The organism is Telluria sp. ZB4P36, assembly GCF_059685865.1.
In genome coordinates, this window is record NZ_JCASIE010000008.1 from 78,867 (window position 1) to 102,535 (window position 23,669).

19 protein-coding genes are annotated in these 23,669 nt (G+C 66.7%); 9 read left to right on the top strand and 10 right to left on the bottom strand.

The annotated features are described in order from the left end of the window. Positions 1-82: 82 nt before the first annotated feature. The 7 genes from AC56LK_RS12845 to AC56LK_RS12875 all read left to right on the top strand — a co-directional run bounded on the left by AC56LK_RS12845 (position 83) and on the right by AC56LK_RS12875 (position 7,248). Positions 83-484, top strand: a complete 402-nt coding sequence (locus AC56LK_RS12845) for a MerR family transcriptional regulator (RefSeq protein ID WP_497184894.1) — start codon at positions 83-85, stop codon at positions 482-484. 123 nt (positions 485-607) lie between these two features. Further along, entirely contained in the window at positions 608-1,792 is a 1,185-nt protein-coding gene (locus AC56LK_RS12850) for an isovaleryl-CoA dehydrogenase (protein WP_497184895.1), read from the top strand. A 79-nt stretch (positions 1,793-1,871) separates the two neighbouring features. Continuing rightward, entirely contained in the window at positions 1,872-3,674 is a 1,803-nt protein-coding gene (gene aceK / locus AC56LK_RS12855; protein WP_497184896.1) for a bifunctional isocitrate dehydrogenase kinase/phosphatase, read from the top strand. Further along, on the top strand, positions 3,667-4,866 hold the full coding sequence (locus AC56LK_RS12860; protein ID WP_497184897.1) for an acetyl-CoA C-acyltransferase: 1,200 nt from the start codon (positions 3,667-3,669) through the stop codon (positions 4,864-4,866). Before aceK ends, AC56LK_RS12860 begins: the two co-directional genes overlap by 8 nt. A gap of 28 nt (positions 4,867-4,894) precedes the next feature. Continuing rightward, positions 4,895-5,563: an SDR family oxidoreductase gene (locus AC56LK_RS12865; protein WP_497184898.1), complete on the top strand. Its 669-nt coding sequence runs from the start codon at positions 4,895-4,897 to the stop codon at positions 5,561-5,563. A gap of 30 nt (positions 5,564-5,593) precedes the next feature. After that, a complete protein-coding gene (locus tag AC56LK_RS12870; RefSeq protein ID WP_497184899.1) occupies positions 5,594-6,721 on the top strand; it encodes an acyl-CoA dehydrogenase family protein in 1,128 nt (375 codons plus the stop codon). Further along, entirely contained in the window at positions 6,718-7,248 is a 531-nt protein-coding gene (locus AC56LK_RS12875; protein ID WP_497184900.1) for a GNAT family N-acetyltransferase, read from the top strand. The genes AC56LK_RS12870 and AC56LK_RS12875 overlap by 4 nt, the downstream gene beginning before the upstream one ends. A 7-nt stretch (positions 7,249-7,255) precedes the next feature. Here AC56LK_RS12875 and AC56LK_RS12880 read toward each other — a convergent pair whose 3' ends face one another. The 4 genes from AC56LK_RS12880 to AC56LK_RS12895 form a co-directional block, all read right to left on the bottom strand. Next, on the bottom strand, positions 7,256-8,299 hold the full coding sequence (locus AC56LK_RS12880; protein ID WP_497184901.1) for a S66 peptidase family protein: 1,044 nt from the start codon (positions 8,297-8,299) through the stop codon (positions 7,256-7,258). Between the two features lie 83 nt (positions 8,300-8,382). Next, positions 8,383-11,232: a TonB-dependent receptor domain-containing protein gene (locus tag AC56LK_RS12885; protein WP_497184902.1), complete on the bottom strand. Its 2,850-nt coding sequence runs from the start codon at positions 11,230-11,232 to the stop codon at positions 8,383-8,385. A 186-nt stretch (positions 11,233-11,418) separates the two neighbouring features. Further along, positions 11,419-13,164, bottom strand: a complete 1,746-nt coding sequence (locus AC56LK_RS12890; protein ID WP_497184903.1) for an ABC transporter substrate-binding protein — start codon at positions 13,162-13,164, stop codon at positions 11,419-11,421. 4 nt (positions 13,165-13,168) lie between these two features. Beyond that, complete coding sequence (locus AC56LK_RS12895; RefSeq protein WP_497184904.1) at positions 13,169-14,704, bottom strand: serine hydrolase domain-containing protein; 1,536 nt, start codon at positions 14,702-14,704, stop codon at positions 13,169-13,171. A 178-nt stretch (positions 14,705-14,882) separates the two neighbouring features. Between AC56LK_RS12895 and AC56LK_RS12900 the strand changes: the two genes are divergently transcribed. Next, positions 14,883-16,121 carry a nucleoside recognition domain-containing protein gene (locus tag AC56LK_RS12900; RefSeq protein WP_497184905.1) on the top strand — a complete coding sequence of 413 codons (1,239 nt, stop codon included), beginning with the start codon at positions 14,883-14,885 and terminating at the stop codon, positions 16,119-16,121. 10 nt (positions 16,122-16,131) lie between these two features. Beyond that, positions 16,132-17,628, top strand: coding sequence for a D-alanyl-D-alanine carboxypeptidase/D-alanyl-D-alanine endopeptidase (gene dacB / locus AC56LK_RS12905; RefSeq protein WP_497184906.1), 1,497 nt, complete (start codon positions 16,132-16,134; stop codon positions 17,626-17,628). 10 nt (positions 17,629-17,638) lie between these two features. Here the strand turns inward: dacB and AC56LK_RS12910 are convergent, their stop codons facing one another. The 6 genes from AC56LK_RS12910 to AC56LK_RS12935 all read right to left on the bottom strand — a co-directional run bounded on the left by AC56LK_RS12910 (position 17,639) and on the right by AC56LK_RS12935 (position 23,630). After that, positions 17,639-18,577, bottom strand: coding sequence for a polysaccharide deacetylase family protein (locus AC56LK_RS12910; RefSeq protein WP_497184907.1), 939 nt, complete (start codon positions 18,575-18,577; stop codon positions 17,639-17,641). 8 nt (positions 18,578-18,585) lie between these two features. Continuing rightward, positions 18,586-19,197: a M15 family metallopeptidase gene (locus tag AC56LK_RS12915; RefSeq protein WP_497184908.1), complete on the bottom strand. Its 612-nt coding sequence runs from the start codon at positions 19,195-19,197 to the stop codon at positions 18,586-18,588. Continuing rightward, complete coding sequence (locus AC56LK_RS12920; RefSeq protein ID WP_436103748.1) at positions 19,194-20,099, bottom strand: LysR family transcriptional regulator; 906 nt, start codon at positions 20,097-20,099, stop codon at positions 19,194-19,196. The genes AC56LK_RS12915 and AC56LK_RS12920 overlap by 4 nt, the downstream gene beginning before the upstream one ends. An 82-nt stretch (positions 20,100-20,181) precedes the next feature. Then, a complete protein-coding gene (locus AC56LK_RS12925; protein WP_497184909.1) occupies positions 20,182-21,126 on the bottom strand; it encodes a peptidoglycan recognition protein family protein in 945 nt (314 codons plus the stop codon). 18 nt (positions 21,127-21,144) lie between these two features. Further along, the gene (locus tag AC56LK_RS12930) at positions 21,145-22,077 is read right to left on the bottom strand and encodes an N-acetylglucosamine kinase (protein WP_497184910.1); all 933 of its coding nucleotides are present in this window, start codon (positions 22,075-22,077) and stop codon (positions 21,145-21,147) included. Next, entirely contained in the window at positions 22,077-23,630 is a 1,554-nt protein-coding gene (locus AC56LK_RS12935; RefSeq protein WP_497184998.1) for a glycoside hydrolase family 10-like protein, read from the bottom strand. Before AC56LK_RS12935 ends, AC56LK_RS12930 begins: the two co-directional genes overlap by 1 nt. Positions 23,631-23,669 lie beyond the last annotated feature (39 nt).

The window sequence follows — 23,669 nt, forward strand, 5'->3', positions numbered from 1 at the left end:
AAACGGAAATGCGCCGACATCGATTGTAAGCGATTCCGGGTTTTGCTTCCCTTGCCCAGGCTTTTCTTTACCTCATAGCACCATGGTCACTTACACCATCGCCGAACTGGCCCGCGAATTCGACATCACCGCCCGCGCGATCCGCTTCTATGAAGACCAGGGCTTGCTCAGTCCCAAGCGCGAAGGCGTGGGCGGACGCAACCGCGTCTACACGCCGCGCGACCGCACCCGCCTGAAACTGACCCTGCGCGGCAAGCGCCTCGGCCTGACTCTGTCGGAAATCAAGAGCATCATCGACATGTACGAGTCGCCGCGCGACACCGTCGCCCAGATCGACCGCTTCCTCGGGGTGCTGGCCCACCAGCGCGTGACCCTGGAACAACAGCGTGCCGACATCGAGATGGCACTGGAAGAAATTTCCGCCCATGAGGAAGAATGCCGCCGCCTGCTGGCGGAAAACAGCGCGCGCCAGGACGCCGCCTGAATAGGTGCCGGGCATGCTACCCGGCTTTTTCATGCCCTTTAGTTGACGTTTACGTTAACGTAAGAGGCGAGTATGATTCACCCTTGATTCTGCCCAACCACCACCGTTCACCGTGAGGACGACATGCTGCATCTCCCAGGCCTGACCTTTGACCATGGCGAAGACATCGCCGCGCTGCGCGAAGCCGTACAACAGTTCGCGGCAGCCGAAATCGCACCGCGCGCCGCGGAGATCGACCGTAGCGACCAGTTCCCGATGGACCTGTGGAAGAAGATGGGCGAACTCGGCCTGCTGGGCATCACCGTCGGCGAGGAATACGGCGGCGCCAACATGGGCTACCTGGCGCACATCGTCGCCATGGAAGAAATCTCGCGCGCCTCGGCCTCGGTCGGCCTGTCCTACGGCGCCCACTCGAACCTGTGCGTCAACCAGATCAAGCGCAACGGCAGCGAAGAGCAGAAGCGCAAGTACCTGCCGAAGCTGATCTCGGGCGAGCACGTGGGCGCGCTGGCCATGTCCGAGCCGAACGCCGGTTCCGACGTCGTCAGCATGAAGCTGAAGGCCGAGCTGAAGGGCGACCGCTACGTCCTGAACGGCACCAAGATGTGGATCACCAACGGTCCGGATGCCGACACCCTGGTGGTGTACGCCAAGACCGACCTCGAAGCCGGTCCGCGCGGCATGACCGCCTTCCTGATCGAGAAGGGTTTCAAAGGCTTCTCGATCGCCCAGAAGCTCGACAAGCTGGGCATGCGCGGCTCGCACACCGGCGAACTGGTGTTCCAGGACTGCGAAGTGCCGGTCGAGAACGTGCTGGGCGGCGTCGGCAAGGGCGTCAACGTCCTGATGTCGGGCCTGGACTTCGAGCGCACCGTGCTGTCGGGCGGTCCGCTGGGCATCATGTCGGCCTGCATGGATTCGGTGGTGCCTTACATCCACGAGCGCAAGCAGTTCGGCCAGGCGATCGGCGAATTCCAGCTCATGCAGGGCAAGATCGCCGACATGTACTCGACCATGATGGCTTGCCGCGCCTACGTCTACGCCGTGGGCCAGGCCTGCGACCGCGCGACCGCGCCGGAACAGGTGCGCGCCCTGCGCAAGGACGCCGCCGGCGCCATCCTGTACAGCGCCGAGAAGGCGACCTGGATGGCCGGCGAAGCGATCCAGACCCTGGGCGGCAACGGCTACATCAACGAGTACCCGGTCGGCCGCCTGTGGCGCGACGCCAAGCTGTACGAGATCGGCGCCGGCACCAGCGAGATCCGCCGCATGCTGATCGGCCGCGAGCTGTTCGGCGAGACGATGTAAGAGCGTGGGGCGGGCGGCGAGCGTCCGCCCCGCCTTGCACTAGAATGTCCACTCACCTGGACTGCGCGCGAGACGAACGATGACCCAGCAAGCGTTCCCCAAACTGCTGTCTTCCCAGATCGCATTCGACATCGCGCGCACCATCCTGGACGGCTTCGACAAGCATTACCGCCTGTTCCGCCAGGCCAGCCAGCAGGCCCGGCGCTATTTCGAGACCGCCGACTGGGCCACCGCCCAGCAAGCCGCGCGCGAGCGCATCGATTACTACGACCAGCGCGTGCAGGAATGCGTCCACGCCCTCCAGGACGACTACGCGCCCGAAGAACTCCTCGACCCGGTCTGGCGCGAAACCAAGCTGCATTACATCGGCCTGCTGTCCGGCCACAAGCAGCCGGAACTGGCCGAAACCTTCTTCAACTCGGTCAGCTGCATCATCCTGCACCGCAGCTACTACCATAACGACTACATCTTCGTGCGCCCGGTGATCTCCACCGAGTACATCGAGACCGAGGAGCCGCTGCCGACCTACCGCGTGTATTACCCCGCGGCGGACGGCCTGCGCATGGCCCTGCGCCGGGTGGTCACCAACTTCCAGTTCGACCTGCCCTTCGCCGACCTCGACCGCGATGTCGCCAGCGTCGAGGGGCGCCTGAGCGAGGCCTTCGGCCTGGCGAGCGCGGAACCGAACCTGCAGCTGCAGGTGCTCTCGAGCCCCTTCTTCCGCAACAAGGCCGCCTACATCGTGGGCCGTGCCATCAACGGCCCGCGCGACTATCCCTTCGTGATCCCGGTGCTGCATGACCGCCAGGGCCAGCTGGTGCTGGACACGGTGCTGACCGACGTCTACCACATCACCCTGCTGTTCAGCTTCACGCGCGCCTACTTTTTGGTGGACATGGAAGTGCCTTCGGCCTACGTGGGTTTTTTGCGCAGCCTGATGCCGCGCAAGCCGCGCAGCGAGATCTACACGGTGCTGGGCCTGCAGAAGCAGGGCAAGACCCTGTTCTACCGCGACTTCCTGCAGCACCTGAAGCACAGTTCCGACCTGTTCCGCATCGCGCCCGGCATCCGCGGCCTGGTGATGCTGGTGTTCGAGCTACCGTCCTTCCCCTACGTGTTCAAGGTAATCAAGGACTTCTATCCGCCGCCGAAGGACACCACGCGCGCCCAGGTCAAGGAAAAATACCTGCTGGTGAAGCACCACGACCGGGTCGGGCGCATGGCCGACACCCTCGAGTATTCCGACGTCGCCTTCCCGCTGGCGCGCTTCTCCGAAGAGCTTCTGGCCGAACTGCGGCAGCACGCGCCTTCGCTGGTCGAGATCGAAGGCGAGCGCATCATCGTGCGCCACCTCTACATCGAACGCCGCATGGTGCCGCTGAATATCTACCTGTCCGAGGCCCAGGCGGCGGGCGACGAGGAGCGCATCGAGCATGGCGTGCGCGAATACGGCAATGCGATCAAGGACCTGGTCGCCGCGAATATCTTCCCCGGCGATATGCTGTACAAGAATTTCGGCGTCACCCGCCATGGCCGCGTCGTGTTCTACGATTACGACGAAATCGACTACCTCAGCGACTGCAACTTCCGCGACATTCCGGAAGCGCGCAACGAAGAGGACGAGATGGCTTCGGAACCCTGGTACCCGATCGGCAGGCACGACGTCTTCCCGGAACAATTTGGCCGTTTCCTTCTTGGAAATCCGAACATCCGGCACTACTTTATGAAGCACCACGCGGAGCTCCTGACCCGCGCGTATTGGCAATCCCACAAGGACCGCATCCTGGAAGGCGTCATCGAGGACGTGTTCCCTTACCCCCAGCAGATCCGATTCTGCAACCGGACAACCCCACCCATTTTGGAGAACCTACACAATGAATGATCCAGTCGTTATCGTCGGCGCCGCCCGTACCCCGATGGGCGCCTTCCAGGGCGATTTTTCGTCGAAGTCGGCGAGCGACCTCGGCGCGGTGGCGATCAAGGCCGCGGTGGAGCGCGCCGGCGTCGACGCCAACAGCGTCGAGCACGTCTACTTCGGTAACTGCCTGATGGCCGGCCAGGGCCAGGCCCCGGCGCGCCAGGCCCTGATCAAGGCCGGCCTGCCGCTGTCGACCGGCGCCGTGACCCTGTCCAAGATGTGCGGTTCGGCCATGCAGGCCGCGATCTTCGCCCATGACCAGCTGGTGGCCGGCAGCGCCGACGTGGTCGTCGCGGGCGGCATGGAATCGATGACCAACGCCCCCTACCTGATCCCGAAGGCGCGCGGCGGCTACCGCATCGGCCATGCGCCGATGTTCGACCACATGATGCTCGACGGCCTGGAAGACGCCTACTCGCGCAACGAGAAGACCGGCGAAGGCCGCTCGATGGGCACCTTCGCCGAAGAGTGCGTGGCCACTTACCAGTTCACCCGCGAAGAACAGGACAACTTCGCGATCGAATCGGTCAAGCGCGCCCAGGCCGCCAACAACGAAGGCTGGTTCAACTGGGAAGTGGCGCCGGTCTCGGTGGCCACCCGCACCGGCGAACTGCTGGTCGAAAAGGACGAAGGCCCGATGAAGGCCAAGGTCGACAAGATCCCGTCGCTCAAGCCGGCATTCAAGAAGGACGGCACCGTGACCGCCGCCTCGTCCTCGTCGATCAATGACGGCGCCGCCGCCCTGGTCATGATGCGCGAATCGAAGGCCAGGGAACTGGGCCTGACGCCGATCGCCCGCGTCCTCGGCCACGCCACCCATGCGCAGGAACCGAACCTGTTCACCACCGCCCCGATCGGCGCGATGCAGAAGCTGTTCAAGAAAACCGGCTGGACTGCGGGCGACGTCGACCTGTTCGAGATCAACGAAGCCTTCGCCGCGGTGCCGATGGCCGCCATGCGCGAGCTCGACATCCCGCACAGCAAGGTTAACATCCACGGCGGCGCCTGCGCCCTGGGCCACCCGATCGGCGCCTCGGGCGCGCGCATCATCGTCACCCTGCTGGGCGCACTGAAGCGCACCGGCGGCAAGCGCGGCGTGGCCTCGCTGTGCATCGGCGGCGGCGAAGCGACCGCGATGGCGATCGAGCTGGTGTAACCACAACATGTAGATAAGGGAGCCTGCCATGCCCACTGTACTGATCCTCGGCGCCTCGCGCGGCATCGGCCACGAAATGGTGCGCCAGTACCGCGAAGACGGCTGGCGCGTGATCGCCACCGCCCGCAAGCAGGAAGACTGCGACGAGCTGACCGGGATGGGCGCGACCGCCCACCAGCTCGACGTCACCAGCGCCGATTCGATCGCCGCGCTGGGCTGGCGGCTCGACGATGAACAGGTCGACGTGGCCTGGCTGGTGGCGGGCGTCTATGGCCCGTCGGGCTCTGGCTTCCCGACCGGCCCGGAGTTCGATACCGTCATGCACACCAACGTGCTGGCGGCGATGCGCCTGCTCCCGATCATCGGCCCGCTGGTGGCGACCCGGGGCGGCAAGCTGGCCGTGCTGTCTTCCAAGATGGGCTCGATCGGCGCACGCAACGCGACCGAAGCCACGCTGTACCGCGCCAGCAAGGCCGCGCTCAACTCGGTGCTGGCCGATGCCGCCATCACCTACGGCGCGCAGGGAGCGACCTGCGTGTCCTTCCACCCGGGCTGGGTCCAGACCGACATGGGCGGCGCCGGCGCCACCCTCACGCCCGAACAGAGCGTGCGCGAGCTGCGCGCCACCCTGGCGCAGCTGGACAAGTCCAGCAACGGCGCCTTCCTCGACCGCGACGGCACGCCGATCCCGTGGTAAACCACAACGCATAACAAATAACGAGACACCATGATTCTGAGCGAAGAACACCAGATGATCCGCGACGCCCTGCGCAGCTATGCGCAGGAGCGCCTGGCCCCCAACGCCGCACGCTGGGACCGCGAACGTTACTTCCCCAAGGAAGAACTGAAGGAACTGGCCGGCTTGGGCGCCTTCGGCGTCGCGGTGCCGGAGCAGTACGGCGGCGCGGGCCTCGACTACGTGTCGCTGGCGCTGGTGCTGGAAGAGATCGCGGCCGGCGACGGCGGCACCTCGACCATCATCTCGGTCAACAACTGCCCGGTGTGCTCGATCGCCATGATGTATGCGAACGAGGAGCAGAAGGAACGCTTCCTGCGCCCGCTGGCCCAGGGCGAGATGCTGGGCGCTTTCGCCCTCACCGAACCGCACACCGGCAGCGACGCCTCGGCGCTGCGCACCACGGCCGTCCGCGACGGTGACGACTACGTCATCAACGGCAGCAAGCAGTTCATCACCAGCGGCAAGTACGGCGACGTCGCCATCGTCATGGCGGTCACCAACAAGGCGGCCGGAAAGAAGGGCATCAGCGCCTTCTGGGTGCCGACCGACACCCCCGGCTACATCGTCGCCGGCATTGAAGAGAAGATGGGCCAGCACTCCTCGGACACGGCGCAGATCGTGTTCGACAACTGCCGCGTGCCGGCCGCCAACCTGATCGGCGAGGAAGGCATGGGCTACAAGATCGCCCTGTCGGGCCTCGAGGGCGGCCGCATCGGCATCGCCTCGCAGTCGGTCGGCATGGCGCGCGCGGCCTACGAGGCGGCGCTGGCCTATGCAAAGGACCGCGAGAGCTTCGGCAAGCCGATCTTCGAGCACCAGGCGGTGCAGTTCCGCCTGGCCGAGATGGCGATGCAGATCGAGGCCGCGCGCCAGCTGATCCTGCACGCGGCATCCATGAAGGACGCGGGCCTGCCCTGCCTGAAGGAAGCCGCGATGGCCAAGCTGTTCGCCTCCGAGATGGCCGAGCGCGTGGTGTCCAGCGCCATGCAGGTGTTCGGCGGCTACGGCTACGTGGCCGACTTCCCGGTCGAGCGCATCTACCGCGACGTGCGCGTGTGCCAGATCTACGAAGGCACCAGCGACATCCAGAAGATCCTGATCGCGCGCGCGCTGTGATCGGCATCCGCCCTGCGGCCTCGGACGACCTGCCGGCGCTGTTCGCCTACCTGGGCGAACAGCTGGCGGAGAACGGCCGCGACGGCTTGCTGTTCCAGCCGATGGCGCCGACCACGGACGGCGTGCCGGCCGCCATGCGCGAGCGCTTCGCGGCCGGCATGGCGACGCCGGTAGGCCAGCCGGGCTGGCGCCACGTCTGGATCGCGCTGGATGAAGCCGGCGCCATCGCCGGCCACATCGACCTGCGTGGCCGCGAGGCGACGGCGCCGCACCGCGTCCTGCTCGGCATGGGCGTGCGCCGCGACCTGCGCAGTGCAGGACTGGGTACCCGGCTGGTGCAGACCGCGCTGGCCTGGGCCCGCGCCACCCCGCCGTTCGAATGGGTCGACCTCGAGGTGCTGGCCCAGAACCACAAGGCCCGTGCGCTGTATGCGCGTATGGGTTTCCACGTCACCAGCGAAGTACCCGACCGCTACCGCATCGGTGGCGCATCGGTCGGCGAAGTGTCGATGAGCATCAGGCTGTAGGCCTGCTTCAGGAAACGGCCGGTTCGAGCAGGGTAACGGTCCGCGCCGCGGTATCGAGCGTGGCGCGCACCCCGATCGGCACCGTGAACTGGTGGCGGATATGGCCGATCGAATACCCGGTCACCGCCGGGACGGTCAAGGGCTTGAGGTGCTGGTCGAAAGCCTGGTCGAGGGTCAGCGAACGCTTGCCCTCCTCGGGTGCGCAGTCCTCGCAGACGCCGACCATGACGCCGGCCGCACTGGCGAAGCCGAATGCAAGATCGAGCTGGGTCATCCAGCGGTCCAGGCGGTAGGGCGCCTCGTCCACCTCTTCCAGGAACAGCAGGGCGCCGCGAAAATCGGCCGCATAGGGCGTGCCGCACAGCGCCGCCACGATCGACAGGTTGCCGCCCAGGAGCGGGCCGCTGGCCACGCCCGAGGTCAGGGTGCGGATGCCGAAATGCGGCTGGGTTTGCGCCTTCAGGACGTTCTCCGGCGCCATCGGGATCGTGTACGTGGCGCGCGGATCGCACAGCACCGCCAACATGTGCTCGCGCGGGTAATCGGCCAGCGTGGACGAGGCCACCGGGCCATGGAAGCTCACCAGGCCGGTCTTGTTGTGGATGGCCAGGTGCAGCGCCGTGATGTCGGAGTAGCCGAGCAGGATCTTCGGGTTGCGGCGAATGAGGGCGTAGTCCAGGCCGGACAGCAGCGAGATGCAGCCGGAGCCGCCGCGCACCGGCCAGATCATCTTCACTTCCGGGTCGCCGAACATGGCGTGCAAATCGGCCAGGCGCTGCTGGACCGAGCCGGCGTAGTTGCCGTGCACGGCATGCAGGTAAGTACCCACTTTTACGCGCAGGCCCAGTGCTTCGATGTTGCGCACGGATTTTTCGATCGTGCTGTCGCTGGCGTAGCCGCCGGGGGCGATCAGGCCGACCAGGTCGCCGGGACGCAGGCGCGGGGGTTTGATGAGGCGCCTGGCGGCGCGCGCGGGTGCGGCGGCGGCAAGGCCGGGAGTGGAAATAGCGGCGGCGGCAAGGGTGCCGAAGCCGCGTCGACTGAGCGTCATGCGGAGCTGGCTATCCAATGAAAACGGCCCGCGCCGCGGAGGCCGAAGCCTCCGTCGACAGCGGGCCGCCTGAAGCGATCAACTTAGAAGAACTTGTAGGTCGCCCGCAGGGTGAACGAACGGCCACGCGGGTCGGCCACGCGCGGTTCCCACGAGCTGCCGGCACCGGTGTTGCTGTCGTAGGTGATCGCGAACGGTGGATCTTCGTCCAGCAGGTTCTTGATACCCGCGGTCAGCGTCACGTTCTTGATGCCGGTGTAGGTCGTCGTCAGGTGGAAGACCGAGTAGGCGTCCACTTTCGGGTTGTAGTTCGACGGCTTCACCAGGCCGTTGGCCACGCCCGGCAGCACCTGGTCATTGTAGCCGGCACGGTAGATGTTCTGCAGCATGGTGCTCCAGTTGCCGTACTTGTAGGTCGCGTAGGCGCTGTGCTTCCACTTCAGGCCCAGGTCGCCGGTGAAGGTGAAGCGGCCCACTTCGCTCTTGCCGAATTCGGCATTGGTGGTGGCGCGCGACTTCTTCTCGAGCAGGCGCGAACCGTCAATGCCCAGGGTCCACTGCGAACCGGTGCTGAACTTGCCGTTGAAGCGGGCGCCCAGCTCGAGGCCGCGGGTGGTGCGCTCGCCGGCGTTGACCCAGCGCTGGTCGATGAAGGCGACGTTGCCCGCCGCGTCGCGGATGAAACGCTCCGAGAACAGGTTGTAGTTCGCCACCATGGTCGCGGTGCTGAACGAATCGATGGTGTTCTGCTTGCGGATCTCCCACAGGTCGGCGTTGGCCGAGAACCAGTTGAACGGCTCGATCACGACGCCGACGGTGCCCTGCTTCGCGGTTTCCGGACCCAGGTCGCTCTTGCCGCCGGTGAAGATGTTCGGGGTGATCGATTCGCAGCCAGGCTTGGTCGCGTCGACCAGGCCGGTCGGGCACTTGGCCGGGTCGACCAGGTCCTTGCCGGCGTACGGCGACTCGGTGATGCCGTTGAACAGCTGGTTGAACGACGGGGCGCGGAAGCCTTCGTTGTACGAACCGCGGAACAGCAGCTGCGGGATCGGCTGGTAACGGAACGAGACCTTCGGATTGGTGGTGCTGCCGATGCCGCTGTAGTGGTCGCGGCGGACGGCCAGCGTCACTTCCAGGTCCTTGGTGACCGGCACCAGCAGTTCGGCGTAGATCGCCTTGATGTCGCGGTGCACGCCGTCCAGCGCATTCGGGTCGTCGAAGGGTGCGTTCAGGATCGCCGGACGGGCGGCCGAGGCACGCTTGTCGCCGTTGAACTTGTACTCTTCGCGGCGCAGGTCGAAACCGAGCGCGCCCATCACGGCGCCGGCCGGCAGGTTGAACAGCTCGCCCGACAGGGCGCCGTCGACCTGGGTCAGGATGGTCTTGCCGCCGTACAGGGTGACGCCGGCGGCCGAGGTGCTCTTGATCAGGTCGAGCGCTTCCTGCGACTGGGTCTGGCCCGGCAGCAGGAAGGGGTTGATCTTGCCGCTGCCCAGGGCGTTGGCCAGGGCGACGGTGTAGTTGTAGCCGGTGCCCAGCAGCGACTCCGACTCGCTGAAGGCGCGCGAAGCGCCGACGCGGTAGTCGAAGCTGCGGCCGAACAGGTTGACCGGGCCGTCGGCGCCGATCAGCAGGCGCGCGGCCTTCGATTCGGTCACGATCTCACGGTTGCCGCACTCCATGCAGCGCCAGCGGTAGGCGATCGGCAGGCCGTAGTTGGCGGCGATGCTCGGGAACACCTTGACCAGCGCGTTGTACACGGTGTCATAGGCCGCGCCGGTGCGCGGATAGAAGGAGCTGGCCGGGAAGGTCGTGGTGCCCGGCGAGATCTGGTTCGGCGAGAAGCGCTTGGCCACTTCGACGTTCGAGCCCACGCCTTCGATGAAGAACTGGTGGTCGCCCGACTGGAAGGTGGCGCGCGCCAGCGCATTGCTGCTCTTGACCGGCTGCTGCAGCACGGCCGCGCGGCCGGTGTCCCAGGCGCAGCCGTAGGCGGCGCCGGCGCTGTTCCACAGCTTCTCGTCGTACGGGCCCATGCCGTCGATGCTGGTGCAGCCGGCGCCGCCCGGCAGGTCGAGGATGCTGATGCCGTTATAGGTGGTGGTGCCGCCGCCCGGGATGGTCGGGCCGGTGCCGGTGCGCGACAGCAGCGACGGGCCGACGGTGGTGGCGAACACGTTGCCGCTCGGCGTACCGCGCGTGTCCACCGACACGCCGCGGTCCGGCTGGAAGGTGTTGACGAAGTCGCGCTGGTCGCCGCGCAGGGCCTTGTTCTGGCTGTGCGCGACGGTGGCCAGCACGTTCCAGCCGTCTTTCTGCAGGTCGCCCCAGCCGCCGGTGAGGGACGCGCGGCCGATCTCGCTGCCGCCCGCCTCGGTGACGTCGACGAAGGCCTGGGCTTCCAGGCCCTTGTAGTCCTTTTTCAGGATGAAGTTGATCACGCCGCCGATCGCGTCGGTGCCGTAGATTGCGGAAGCGCCGTCCTTCAGCACCTCGACGCGATCCACCGCCGCCATCGGGATCGAGTTCAGGTCGACCGCCGAGCCCTTCATGCCGTGGGTCGCCACGCGGCGGCCGTTCAGCAGCACCAGGGTCGAATCCGCGCCCTGGCCGCGCAGGTTGGCCGACGAAGCGCCGTTGTTGCCGCGCTGTGCGCCCGAGGTGACGTCGGCGTTCGAAGCCAGGTTGTCCGAGCCGTTGCCGTTGACGTTCAGCGTCGCGATCAGCTGCTCGGCGGTGACGATACCCTGGTCTTCCAGCTGCCTGGCGGTGATGATCTCGACCGGCAGCGCGCCTTCCTTGGCGATGCGCTTGATGCTACTGCCGGTAATTTCGACACGCTGGACAGGGCCGGAAATCTGCACGTTCTGTGCGATGGCCGGGCTGACCGCTCCCATCAGGGCGATAAAATGGGCGAGCTTCTTTAACTTCACGCGTTTCTCCTAACGTTTTCCCTTGGCGGCCGCGGGCTTCCAGGCCGGCTTTTCGATGTCGCAATGTCTTTGCATTACGTTATTTTTCGATTTCAGAGTAAGCGCCCTGTCTAGGGCTATCCAATGAAATATCCGGCGGCCAGTATAACTAACAGGAATGTTTTATTTAGGAAAAACTCACGGAAACTAGCGCCCCACTCTGCCGGAGCGTGCTCTTTGCGCAACATCGACATCCAGATAGCGCCAGCTCGTAAATTCAACCGGATGACGTTTGTAGTTTTTCAACCACGGATGGCGCAGATCGCCCGACAAAACATGGGTCAGCGGCACCCAGGGGTTATAGGCGTGGATCAGCTGGTTCATCTCGAAATACAGCTTCTGGCGCGCCGGTCCGTCGCTCAGCTGCCGTGCCTGTTCGTAGCGTTCGTTATAGGCCGGCAGGTTGAAGCGCGAATAATTGGCGCGGCCGGCGTTCGGGCCGTACAGCAGCAGGTAGAAATTGTCGCCGTCGGGGAAATCGGCGATCCAGTTACTTTCGAACATCTGCACCGTGCCCAGGCGCGAGGCCTTGATGATCTCGGTCTTCTTGTCCGACTTGAAGCTCACGCGCAGGCCGATCGCATTCAGGCACTTGCGCCACAACTCGTCGCGCAGCCGGCCGCCGACCGTGGCTTCGCTGTGCATGGTCAAGGTCAGCGGCCGGTTGTCGGGGGTGCGCCGGAACCCGTCCGGATCGCGCCGGGTATAGCCGTAGCGGTCCAGCAGCGCATTCGCCAGCGCCGGGTCGTAGGGCACCGGGCTGCGGTAGTCCGGGTCGTAGCCCAGCACATTGGGCGGCAACGGCGATTCGGCCTTGATCGCAAAGCCCTTCTTCAACAGGGCGATGTCCTCGGCATTGTCATAGGCCAGCGAGATCGCGCGCCGCAGCGCCACCTTGTCCTTGCCGTAGCCGCCGACCACCGGGTCGTTCATGTTCATCCACATGTAGTAGGTCTGCAGCACCGGGAAGCGCGACAGCACGATGCCGCGCGCCGCCAGCTCCGGCTTGAGCTGGCCGTCGCGCACCACCATGTCGGTCATCGACTCAGGGATCTGCTCGAGGTAGTCGTACTCGGCGTTCAGGAAGCCCAGCATGCGACCCTGGAATTCCTCGGCGATGCGCACCTCGATTCGGTCCACGCGCGGCAGGCGCTTGCCCGCCAAGGCCGCGGCGATGGCCTTGTCTTCAGGATCGTCGCCCGGCGTGGCGTGGAACACGGCGGTCGAATACGGGTTGGCCAGCAAGACGATGCGGTCGCTGCGCTTCCACTCGCCCACCATGAAGGGGCCGGTGCCGACCGGGTGGTTGCCGGCCTGGCCCGGATAGGCCTCGATCACTTCGCGCGCCACCGCGCCTGACGCGGGTATCGCCAGGTAGAACAGGAAGTTCTTGTCCGGCGCCTTCAGGCGGATGCGCAAGGTATGGCGGTCGAGGGCGCGCAGCTCGGCCACCCCCTCGAACATGGCGGCCCAGGGCGACTTGCTTGCCGGGTCGGTCAGGCGCTTGATGCTGTAGACGTAGTCCTGGGCCGTCATCTCGCGCTTCACCCCTTTGAAAGCCGGGTCGGGCGTGAAATGGATGCCGGGGCGGATGCGGAAGGTATAGCTCAGGCCGTCCGCGCTCACCTCGGGCATGGCGGTGGCGGTATTCGGGCGCAGCCTGGCCGGGCGCGCCAGGTAGTCGTAGCGCAGCAGCGGATCGAACAGGTTTTCCAGCAGCGACAGGGTGGCGTTGTCGGAGGCCACGGCCGGGTCCAGGCCGGTCTCGCTGGTGGACAGGAACATGCGCAGGACTTTTTCCTGCGCAGGCGCCCCGGTCGGCGCTTGCGCGCCCGCGCTGCCGGCGCACAGCAGGGGAAACAGGAGGGCGGCGGCGCTCAGGCGGAGTCTCATGGTGCTATTGCTTCACTGGCGTGAGGGTGATTTCCTGGACCTTGGGCTCGCGTTCGGGGGTGAGCGTGAAGGCGACGTTCACCGTGCCGCGCTCGCCATGCAGGGAGAAGCTGCCGCGCAAGCCGTTTTCGGCCTTGATCGGGCCGACCGAGGTGATCTTCCCGATCGGATCGAGCTTTTCGCGCGCGTGCGCGATCCAGTCTTCGCGCGAGCGGTCGAGGAAGAAGTTGTCGGCCGCGATCGCGCTTCCCAGCGACGCGTCCCACGACTGCAGCAGCTGTGCCACCTGCGTATGGCGGGTCGCCAGGATCGGCGAGACGGGAATGGCGCGCGGGCCCAGGTCGGCACGCTCGACCAGCATGGCCAGGGCCTTGGCCGTCGGCCCGTAGACCGGCCCGTAGCGCAGGTTGGTGAAGGCGAAGACCCCCACGCCATGGTCCGGTGCGAAACGGTACTGGCTGCCGAAGCCGGGCAGCCCGCCCGAATGGCCCGCGGTCACCACCTGGCGGCTGTCGCGCGACCAGACCAGGCCGTAGCCGTAGAAACTGACGTTGGGATTCGGCGTCTTGCCGTCGGTCAGGGTCGCCTTGGCGCCCAGGCCGGCAAACGCGTGCGGCAACTTCATCTCGCGCACCGAGGCACGGCGCAGCGGTCCGCGCTCCGGATCGTTGCGCGCCGGCCAGGCGTCCAGGTGGAAGGCGACGTATCGCGCAAAGTCATCCATGGTCGTGATCAGCCCGCCCATCGCGGCGCCGTCGCCATCGGACAGGATCGGCTCAAGCTCCCAGTGGTCGCGGTCCCAGCGGTAGCCCAGCGCGAGCTTGCCCGGCGCGGCTTGCGTATATTCCCAGCGCGTGTTGTTCATCCCCAGTGGCCGCAGGATCTCGCGCGTGACGTAGTCCTGGAAGCGCATGCCCGAGACCTTGCTCACCACCTTGCCCAGGAGGATGTAACCGAGGTTGCTGTACTCGAAAGTATGCCCGGGTGCATTGGAAAACGACAGCCCGGCCCCGACCAGCTGCTCGAGCCTGGCGTTGGAAACGGCCATCTGGCGGTCGCCCCAGGGATTGTCCTCCGGCAGGCCGGTGGTCATGGTCATCAGCTGGCGAATCGTCAGCGCCGGCGAGTCGGTGGTCGGGAGCTGGACGCGGCGCAGCTCGGGCAGGTAGTTGGCGGCCGGATCATCGAGCCTCAGCTTGCCATCGTCACGCAGCTTCAGCGCCGCCATCGCCACAAAGCTCTTGGTCATCGAGGCGATGCGGAATTCGCTTGAGCTGGTCGCAGGGATCTGGCGCTCGACGTCGGCCAGGCCGAGCGCGCGGGCATGCACCAGCTTGCCGTCGAGGACCACACCATAGACCAGGCCCGGCAGGTGCTCCTTGCCGGCCAGGTCCGTATACATCTTGTCTATTTCCGGCAGCAGCGCAGCCACGCGTTCACCACGGCTCGAGGCTGGCGCCTGCGCGTAGGCATGCACGGCGGCGACGCTGCCGAGGACGAAAACGAGGCTGCACAGGCTGGGGCGAAATGGACGATGCATGCTGGTCTCTTCTGTAGTTTGGAGAAAAGATTATGCCCTGATTCTGATGCCATCGAGCAAACAAAAAACGGACTCATAACTTTTCAATATGGCTCAAACGCATTCTTTCATCTGCGCAGCTTGCTCTCGGCCTATACTCTCCGCTGCACAATCGCAAGACCTCAGCGGCAGCAATCACATGGCACTCAATTACATCTGGACCGGTTTCTTCCTCGTGGGCTTCATCGCGGCGCTGGCGCAGTGGCTGTTCATGGGCGACACCGAGATCTTCAAGCGCATCATCGACGGTACTTTCGACTCGGCCAAGATGGCGGTGATGGACATCGCCCTGCCGCTGGCCGGCGTCATGACCTTCTGGCTCGGCATCATGAACGTCGGCGAAAAGGCCGGCCTCATCCAGCGCTTCGCCCACGTCATTGCGCCTTTCTTCGCGCGCATCTTCCCCGGCGTACCGCGCGACCATCCGGCCAATGGCCACATGGTGATGAACTTCTCGGCCAACATGCTGGGCCTGGACAATGCCGCCACCCCGTTTGGCCTGAAGGCGATGGAAAGCCTGCAATCGCTGAATCCGCAGAAGGACGAAGCGACCGACGCCCAGCTGATGTTCCTGGTGATCCAGACATCGGGCCTGACCATCATTCCGCTGGCCGTGATGGCCCAGCGTGCGGTGCTGGGCGCGGCCAATCCGGCCGACATTTTCATTCCGACCCTGATCGCGACCTATACCGCGACGATTGCCAGCATCATCCTGGTCGGCCTGCGCCAGCGCATCAACCTGCTGCACCCGGTGGTGTTCGCATGGATTGGCGGCACCGCCGGCCTGATCGCCGCCATGGTATTCAGCTTTACGTATTTTCTCGATAAATCGCAGATCCAGCTGGTATCCAGCGTGGTCGCCAACCTGATCCTGTTCTCGGTGATCGCCGCCTTCATGACGGCCGCCCTGCGCAAGGGCGTAAACGTGTTCGAGACCTTCATCGAGGGGGCCAAGGCCGGGGTCGAGACCTCGATCAAGATCATCCCCTACCTGGTCGGCATGATCGTCGCGATCAGCGTGGTGCGCAATTCGGGCGTGCTGGGACTGATCGTGAGCGGCTTCGCCTGGGTCTTCAACGCCCTCGGCCTGCAGACCGACTTCGTCGGCGCACTGCCGACGGCGCTGATGAAGTCCCTGTCCGGCAGCGGCGCGCGCGCCATGATGATCGATGCGATCAAGACCTATGGCGTGGATTCCTTCGTGGGCCGCCTGGCCAGCGTCCTGCAGGGCGCGTCGGACACCACCTTCTACATCATCGCGCTCTACTTCGGTTCGGTCGGCATCCGCAAGACCCGCTATGCGGTCAGCTACGGCCTGCTGGCCGACCTGATCGGCATCATCGCCGCCATCTTCGTCGCCTACCTGTTCTTCGGTTAAGGAGTTGTTCATGTTCCGCCGTTTTTGCCCGACCTTCGCCCTTGCCACTGTTCTCGTCGCTGTCTTCGGCAGCGCCCACGCCCAGCTGCCGGCGCCGGTGGCGCAGGTGCTGGCCCAGCAGGGCTTGCCGGAAGACGCCCTCGCCGTGCTGGTGCTCAAGGGCGACAGCGCGGTGCTGTCGCACCAGGCCGACCGGCCGATGCAGCCGGCCTCGACCATGAAGCTGGTGACGACCATGATCAGCCTGGAACGCCTCGGTCCCGCCTTCCGCGGCCGCACCGAGCTGCGCACCACGGGCAGCATCGAGAAGGGCGTCCTGCGCGGCAACCTGATCCTGAAAGGCGGCGCCGACGCCGACTTCTCCGGTGAGCACCTGGAGAACATGCTGCGTGCCCTGCGCTACCAGGGCATCCGCCGCATCGAGGGCGACCTGGTGCTGGACCGCAGCCTGTGGGAGCCGGCCCGCCTCGACGCCGGCCTGCCGCCGTTCGACGAGTCGCCCGAGGCGTATTACAACGTGATCCCCGACGCGCTGCTGGTCAACAAGAACATGCTGCAGATCGACATGCGCTCGACCGGCAAGCGCCTGAAGCTGGAAATGCAGCCGGCGCTGGAACGCGTCAGCATCGGCTCCGACATGACCCTGGTCGACGCCGACTGCGCGAAGTGGGAAGACGGCTGGAAGCAGCCGGAAGCGGTGCGCCAGAAGGATGGCCGCATCAAGGTGGTCCTGCACGGTGCCTTCCCCAAGGAGTGCGCCCGCAGCTACAGCATCAACGTGCTGGACCGCGACGACTACCTCGACCGCCTGTTCCGCCAGAAGTGGAAGGAACTGGGCGGCACATTCAGCGGCAAGACCGTGGCAGGCACGGCGCCGCCCGACTCGACCCTGCTGGCCGAGCACACCTCGCGCATGCTGCCGGAGCTGGTGCGCGACACCAACAAGCCCTCGGACAACCTGCTGGCACGCACCCTGTTCCTGAGCCTGGGCAGCCTGCAGCCGGATCCGGCGGCCGGCAGTTTCGCGCTGCCGCCGAACGGCGAGACCACCTTTGCGCGTTCGGATGCCGCGGTACGCGAATGGATGCGCGGCCAGCGCATCGACGATACCGGCTTCGTGATCGAGAACGGCTCCGGCCTGTCGCGCACGGAGCGCATCACGGCGCAGCAGATGGCCTATCTGCTGCAGGCCGGCCTGCGCAGCAACTGGGCGCCGGAGTTCCAGGCCAGCATGCCGATCGCCGGCATCGACGGCACCCTGCGGCGCCGCCTGCAGGGCACGCCGGCGGCGGGACGTGCGCGCCTGAAGACCGGCACGCTGCGCAACGTGGTGGCGCTGGCCGGCTATGTGCCGGATGCGAACGGGGTGCAGAACGTGTTTGTCGCGATCGTGAACAGCGAGCAGGCGGGCAACGGGCGCGGACGCGCGGTACTGGATGCGCTGGTGGACTGGGTCGCGCGCTCGGGCGCGGTTCAGCAGCAGGCGGCGGCGCCTGTGGCGCCGTAAGCGGCAGCGCTCATAGTCCCTGCTGCCGGAGCGCCTCGATCTCGGCGTCCCCATCATCCATCAGGCGCAGGCCGATGTCCTGCGTCGTCAAGCCCAGGCTGCGTCCCATCGAGATCAACAGGCTCTGGCCCGGCACCTTGCGCTGCGGTTCGAGCTGGTAAACCGGGTCGGCGAAGGCCTCGGCCGGCGTGACGATGGTCCAGCCCATGTCCTTGAACTGGCGGATCACGTCGTCCAGCCACAGCGCATTGATCAGGTTATGGTGCATCAGCATCATCTGCGGGATATCCCGGCCCTGCAGCCGCTGCGACAGGGCGCGGTAGGCCAGCGCGCGCTGGCGGATGTGGGACAGGTAGGCCCGGCGGATCGGTTCGAGGTCCGCCTTCGGATTCTTCTCCAGCACCTCGACCAGTTTGTCGTTCAGTCGCCAGTCGCTGGTGTCGAGCGTGACGTAGGCATTGCGGTAGCCCTGTTCACGCAGGAAAGCGCGCATGCCCTCGCTCTTTTCCGGCGTATTCCCTTCGCGCAGGTAGGTGAAGCGGAACCATTTCTGGTAGCCGGGCAGCGCCGATACGATGCGGTCGCAGTCGAGCACTTCCCGCTGGTACTGCGCCAGGGTGGTCGTGGCCTTGTTCAGGTCGGGGTGGGTCATGGTGTGGTTCGCCACCACGTGGCCCTGCTCGCCCCAGGCACGCGCCAGCGCCAGCCCTTCGGGCTTGACGGCGCCGTTGGCGGCCGTGACGAACAGCGCGGCATTCACTTTATGCTTTGCCAGCGCCGCCAGCATCGCTTCGTTGCGGGCTTGCGGCGACAGCCGCGGGGTCGCGGCGAGGGTGGGGCCGTCGTCGAAGCTCAGGGCCACCGATTGCGCCTGCAGTTGCGGGGCCAGCATGACACAGGCGGCGGCGAGGGCGCCGTGCAGCCAGCGCAGGGGAAATGATGGCGTCATCGGCCCAGTCAGAGCACGCGGCGGTAAGTGGCGCGCACCAGTTCGCGGTCGCCGCAGTCGAAATGCCACCATTCGGTGTTGATGCCGAAGAAGCCGGCTTCCAGCATGGCCTCGCGCAGCAGGCGGCGGTTGGCCACCTGGGCTTCGGTGAGCTGGCCGGCCAGCAGGAAGCCCTCTTCCAGCGCCGGATGCGACAGATTGGTCATGTCGTCGAAACCGGTGCCCATGTCGAGCTCGCGCCCGGTCTCGTCCAGCAGGGTGATGTCGAGCGCCATGCCGTAGGAATGGATCGAGCCGCGCGCCGGGTTGGCCAGGTACATCTGCAGGCCGGTGCCGTCGAGGGCGTCCCACAGCTGCTGTTGCACGCGCTGCGGGCGCAGGGCGTCGAGCACCAGTGGGGTATAGCCGGGACGGCGTTCCTTCAGCCAGGCCACGACCTGTTCCAGGGCTGCGGCGGCGTCGCGGTGCAGCCAGGCGCAGTCGAAGGGCGAATACAGGTCGCGTCCGACAAAGTTGTTCGGGGTCGCGTAGCGCAGGTCGACAGCGATGCCGGCAATGCTGCCGAGATGGCGGAATTCGGGGCTGCCGGCGATCTCCTCGCTGGCGACGGTCAGGCTCATGAACAGGCTTTTTCCAGACAGGCGCGCGCGGTCGCGCCGATACAGTTGGCCAGCTCCCGCGCCCCGTGCGACAAGGGAGAATGGCTGGCGCTCAGCAAATACAGGTGCACCGGCATCGCCGGCGACCAGGTGCGGCACTGCACCTTGGCCGGGTCGGCCGAGGCTGCGGTGAAGGGATCGAGCACGGCCACGCCGGCGCCGGCTTCCACCAGCGAACGCGCGATCTGGTAGGTCTGCACCACGGTGTGGTAGACCGGCTGCACGCCCTGGGCCTCGCAGGCCGCCACCACGATCTCGCCCAGCGGGTCGCCGTCGTTCAGGCCGATCAGCTCACCGGTCAGGCCTTCGGCCGTGAAGGGTTTGGCGCGCTCTTCCTCGCTCCAGGTGCCGGCGGGCGCCATCACGGTCAGGTTGCCGTGCGCGATGGGCTCGGCCACGATGCCGGGGTGGCGCGGGTCCTGCAGCGACAGCGCCAGGTCGGCTTCGCCCAGGCGCAGCGCGTTCACGATCTCGCTGGTGTGCTGGGTCGCCAGCTCGCAGCGCGCCTGCGGGAAGTCGCGGCGCCACACCGTCATCGCCTGCGGCAGCACGCTGATCGCGATGGTCGGCGTCGACACCAGGCGCACGGTCTCCACCGCGCGGCCCTTCAGGCTGGCGGCAAGGCGGCGGATGCCCTGCAGGTCGCGGTTCAGCTTCTCGGTCTCGGCGAACAGGCGGTGCGCCTCGGGCTTCGGATACAGCTTGCCGCGCACGCGCTCGAACAGCGGCATGCCCAGCTGCAGTTCGGCGTGCTGCAGGACCTTCGTCACCGCCGGCTGCGAGATGTGGAGAACCTGGGCGGCACCACTGATGGTACCGACCTGCATGATGGCGTGGAAAACTTCGATATGGCGCAGGCGCATCGCTCAATCCTTCAATAGGGGCTCCGCGCGCACGGCGCGGATTTTCCGAAGGATACAGGGAAAACCCGGCTGCGGCGATGGGTCACGGCGTGTTCACAACGGCTGGGCTGGCGGGCGCGGCCGGGGCGGGCGCCGTCTCCGGGACCACCGGGGCCGGCTCGGTCGCAGGCGGCAGCGGCAAGGTGGTTGCCGGCGGCGAGGTCGTCACCGGCGGCGGAATCACGGGCAGCGGCGCATTCGCCGGCGTGGTCAGCACCTCGAGCAGGGTCGCGGTCTCCGCATCCGGGTTGCCGGCGAAGTCGGCAGGGCGGTATTTCATCTGGAAGGCCTGCAGCACGGTGCGGGTCTGCGGGTCGAGCACCCCGGTCTGCTGGATCGCGTAGCCGTGGGTGGCCAGCTTGCGCTGGAACCAGAAGATGTCGGGCAGGACCGCGTCGAAGGCCGGACGCACCAGGGCGACCCGGTTCGCGTCCGGCCACAGCACCAGGCCTTCCTGTGCCAGGCGCGCCCACGGGAACAGCGGTCCCGGGTCCTGCTTGCGCTGCGGCGCGATGTCGCTGTGGCCGAGGACGTTCTCGGGAGCAATGCCGTGGCGCTGGACGATGTCCTTCACCAGCGGCACCAGGACATCCACCTGGGCTTGCGGGAAGGGGTAGAACATGCGGCCGCCGTCGGGCGTGGCGGTCCAGCCGGCGTTCACGATCTCGATCCCGATCGAGCTGTTGTTGAGCTGGGTGTAGTTCTTCCAGCTCGAGTTGCCGGCATGGTAGGCGGCACGGTTCTCGTCGACTAGGCGGTAGATCACCGGCTGGGCGCCATCGGTGACCAGGTAGTGGGAGCTCACCTGCTGCTCGGTCAGGATCTTGATCGAGGCCGGCGTATCGGACACCGTGTAGTGCAGCACCAGGAAGCGCGCGCGGCTGGCCTGGCCCTTGGCAGTGTAGGTGGTGTCGATCTTGGGGCCGATCGGCGCGGTGGTGCAGCCTGCCAGGAGGGCGAGGATGACGGGAACGATCAGGTTTTTCATCGGTGTGTTCGGTCTGGGTTAAAGGGTCGTGTGCTGCGGCTCGGCGGCCAGCCGTGCGGCCGCATAGTGAGCGCGTACTCCGGTCTGGCTGAGCGTGGTTTCCGGCGGCAGCGCCGCGCGCATGGTCTCGACGATCAGCGGGTGCAGCTCGGCGGCGCGGCCGGCCAGGGCCACCGGGCGCGGGCCGAATCGGCTGACCAGCGCCTGCGCCAGCCGGGCCAGTTCGCGGCCGGCTTCGCGCAGGATAGCAGCGGCGGCCGGATCGCGTTCGGCGGTCGCGGCGACCGCGATCGCCAGCTTGCCGACTTCGCCGCGTTCGCGGCCATAGATGAACTGGCGCGAGAACGACCAGTCCGAGCCGCCCACGTGCTGGAACACGGCGTGCGCCATCGGCGAGGCTTCCCAGGCGCCGGGACACTCGTCCTCGATGCGCCAGATGTGGCGCAGCGCTTCGCGGGCGATCCAGAAACCGCCGCCGCCGTCGTCCAGCACCACGCCGCGGCCGCCCGCGCGGTGGAAACCATGGTGCTCATCGATGAAGGCGCCGATCGAGCCGGTGCCGGCATACACGAGATAACCCTCGCCCGGCCTGAAGCTGGCGAGGTAGGCGATTTCGATGTCGTTGCTCAGCACGACCGCCTGCGGGTCGAGGCCGAGCAGCTCGCCCAGGCAGAGTTGCAGGGGACCGCCGTCGCCGCCAAAACCGGTCAGGCCGGCGCGTACCGCCACCGGGCGGCCATGGGCCAGCACCGCGCCGGCGATCGCAGCGAAGGTCGCCTGCACGGCTTCGCGTCCCTCGGCGCTGCCCATCTGCAGGGCCGACAGGCCGCCCGCCGTGCCTTCGGCCACGATGCGGCCGCCGGGCGCCGCCAGGGCCCAGCGGGTTTGGGTGCCGCCGGCATCGATGCCGAGGCCCAGCTTGTCTTGCTCCAGTTCGTGCATGTTCAACATTATGACGGCTTGCGCCATGCCTGCACGCGCGCGCCTTCCTTGCCGAGGCGGTCCACTGCGCTCACCACCACCAGGTCGGCGGCGCCGAGTTTGGCGTCGTCCGGCACTGTCCAGTCCGCGCGCGCGGCCGGCGCCACCGAGAAGCGCCACTCGCCGCCGTGGCGCGCCCAAATCGCGTACAGCGTGGTCGCCTTGCCGGCCTTGAGCTTGAGCGCGACGCCGTTCTTGCCGCGCGCGGCCGAGACCTGCGGCGTGCCGGGGCCCGGGCTCGGCAGCCAGGGAGTGGCCGGCACCAGGGCATCGCCCCGGTAGGTGGTGGCGCGCAGCTGGTCGCTGATGCCCTTGCGGTTCTGGCTCAAGGCCACCATGCTGAAGTGGACGTGGCCGGTCGCCAGCGGGCGCTGGCGCGTCAGCGCGATCTGGTCCAGCACTTCCTGCGGCTCGTAGTTCAGGGTGGGCGGCGCGGCGCCGATGCGGCTGGTGAACAGGCCCGGCCACATGTGGCGGCCCTGCGGGTTCTGCGAAATCCAGTAGTCGAGCAGCACCGGGTAGGACTGGGCGGTCTGGGCGATCGGCCAGTACAGCTGCGGCACGAAGTAGTCGAGCCAGCCCTTTTCCAGCCACAGTTCGGCGTCCGCATACAGCTTGTCGTACTGCGAGAAGCCCGAGATGCCGGGCGGACGGCGGTCCGGACGGCCCATGCCGAAGGGGCTGATGCCGAAGCGTACCCAGCTCTTTTCATTGTGGATGCCCTTGTACATGGCTTCGATCAGGCGGTTGACGTTGTCGCGCCGCCAGGACGGGCGATCGAGCTTGCCGCCGCCCGCCAGGTAGCGCTCCCAGGCCGGGCCGTCGGGGAAGTCGAGCTCCTTGGCCGCCGGTTTGCCGTTGCCGTCGAGCGCCTGGGCATTGCCCGCGACTTCCGGCGCCGCGATCGGGTAGGGATAGAAATAATCGTCGATGTGCACGCCATCGATGTCGTAGCGGCGCACCACGTCGAGGATCACATCCATGGTCTGCTTCGACGCGGCTTCTTCGCCCGGGTCCATCCACATGAACTTCCCGTAGCGCTTGACGGCGGACGGGATGGTGTTGGTGATGTGGTTGGGCGCGCTCGGCGAACGCGCGTTGTCGTGGCGCGCGCGGTAGGGATTGAACCAGGCGTGCAGCTCGAGGCCGCGCGCATGCGCTTCCTTGATCCAGAACGCGAGCGGGTCGTACATCGGCGAGGGCGGCTTGCCCTGGGCGCCGGTCAGGTATTCGGTCCAGGGCTCGATCGGCGAGGGATAGATCGCATCGGCCGCCGGACGCACCTGCAGCACGATCGCGTTCAGCTTGAGGCTGACCGCGCGGTCGAGGATGGCGATGGCCTCCGCCTGCTGCTGCCCGCTCGGCAGGCCCGGCTTGCTCGGCCAGTCGATGTTGGCGACGGTCGAGACCCAGGCGGCGCGGAATTCGCGCGGCGCCGGCGGCGGCATGTCGGCCGCGCCGGGCGCGGTCGGCTGGGTGGTGCAGGCACCGAGGAATCCGGCCAGCGCCAGCGCACCGCCCATGGCTCCCAGCGTGAACGCGCGTTTATTCAGGTCAGGCTT

Bases quoted from the DNA above. Each gene is read 5' to 3' on its own strand.
- AC56LK_RS12845 (WP_497184894.1), top strand. From the start codon at position 83: ATGGTCACTTACACCATCGCCGAACTGGCCCGCGAATTCGACATCACC.
- AC56LK_RS12850 (WP_497184895.1), top strand. From the start codon at position 608: ATGCTGCATCTCCCAGGCCTGACCTTTGACCATGGCGAAGACATCGCC.
- aceK (WP_497184896.1), top strand. From the start codon at position 1,872: ATGACCCAGCAAGCGTTCCCCAAACTGCTGTCTTCCCAGATCGCATTC.
- AC56LK_RS12860 (WP_497184897.1), top strand. From the start codon at position 3,667: ATGAATGATCCAGTCGTTATCGTCGGCGCCGCCCGTACCCCGATGGGC.
- AC56LK_RS12865 (WP_497184898.1), top strand. From the start codon at position 4,895: ATGCCCACTGTACTGATCCTCGGCGCCTCGCGCGGCATCGGCCACGAA.
- AC56LK_RS12870 (WP_497184899.1), top strand. From the start codon at position 5,594: ATGATTCTGAGCGAAGAACACCAGATGATCCGCGACGCCCTGCGCAGC.
- AC56LK_RS12880 (WP_497184901.1), bottom strand. From the start codon at position 8,299: ATGACGCTCAGTCGACGCGGCTTCGGCACCCTTGCCGCCGCCGCTATT.
- AC56LK_RS12890 (WP_497184903.1), bottom strand. From the start codon at position 13,164: ATGAGACTCCGCCTGAGCGCCGCCGCCCTCCTGTTTCCCCTGCTGTGC.
- AC56LK_RS12895 (WP_497184904.1), bottom strand. From the start codon at position 14,704: ATGCATCGTCCATTTCGCCCCAGCCTGTGCAGCCTCGTTTTCGTCCTC.
- AC56LK_RS12900 (WP_497184905.1), top strand. From the start codon at position 14,883: ATGGCACTCAATTACATCTGGACCGGTTTCTTCCTCGTGGGCTTCATC.
- dacB (WP_497184906.1), top strand. From the start codon at position 16,132: ATGTTCCGCCGTTTTTGCCCGACCTTCGCCCTTGCCACTGTTCTCGTC.
- AC56LK_RS12910 (WP_497184907.1), bottom strand. From the start codon at position 18,577: ATGACGCCATCATTTCCCCTGCGCTGGCTGCACGGCGCCCTCGCCGCC.
- AC56LK_RS12915 (WP_497184908.1), bottom strand. From the start codon at position 19,197: ATGAGCCTGACCGTCGCCAGCGAGGAGATCGCCGGCAGCCCCGAATTC.
- AC56LK_RS12920 (WP_436103748.1), bottom strand. From the start codon at position 20,099: ATGCGCCTGCGCCATATCGAAGTTTTCCACGCCATCATGCAGGTCGGT.
- AC56LK_RS12925 (WP_497184909.1), bottom strand. From the start codon at position 21,126: ATGAAAAACCTGATCGTTCCCGTCATCCTCGCCCTCCTGGCAGGCTGC.
- AC56LK_RS12930 (WP_497184910.1), bottom strand. From the start codon at position 22,077: ATGTTGAACATGCACGAACTGGAGCAAGACAAGCTGGGCCTCGGCATC.
- AC56LK_RS12935 (WP_497184998.1), bottom strand. From the start codon at position 23,630: ATGGGCGGTGCGCTGGCGCTGGCCGGATTCCTCGGTGCCTGCACCACC.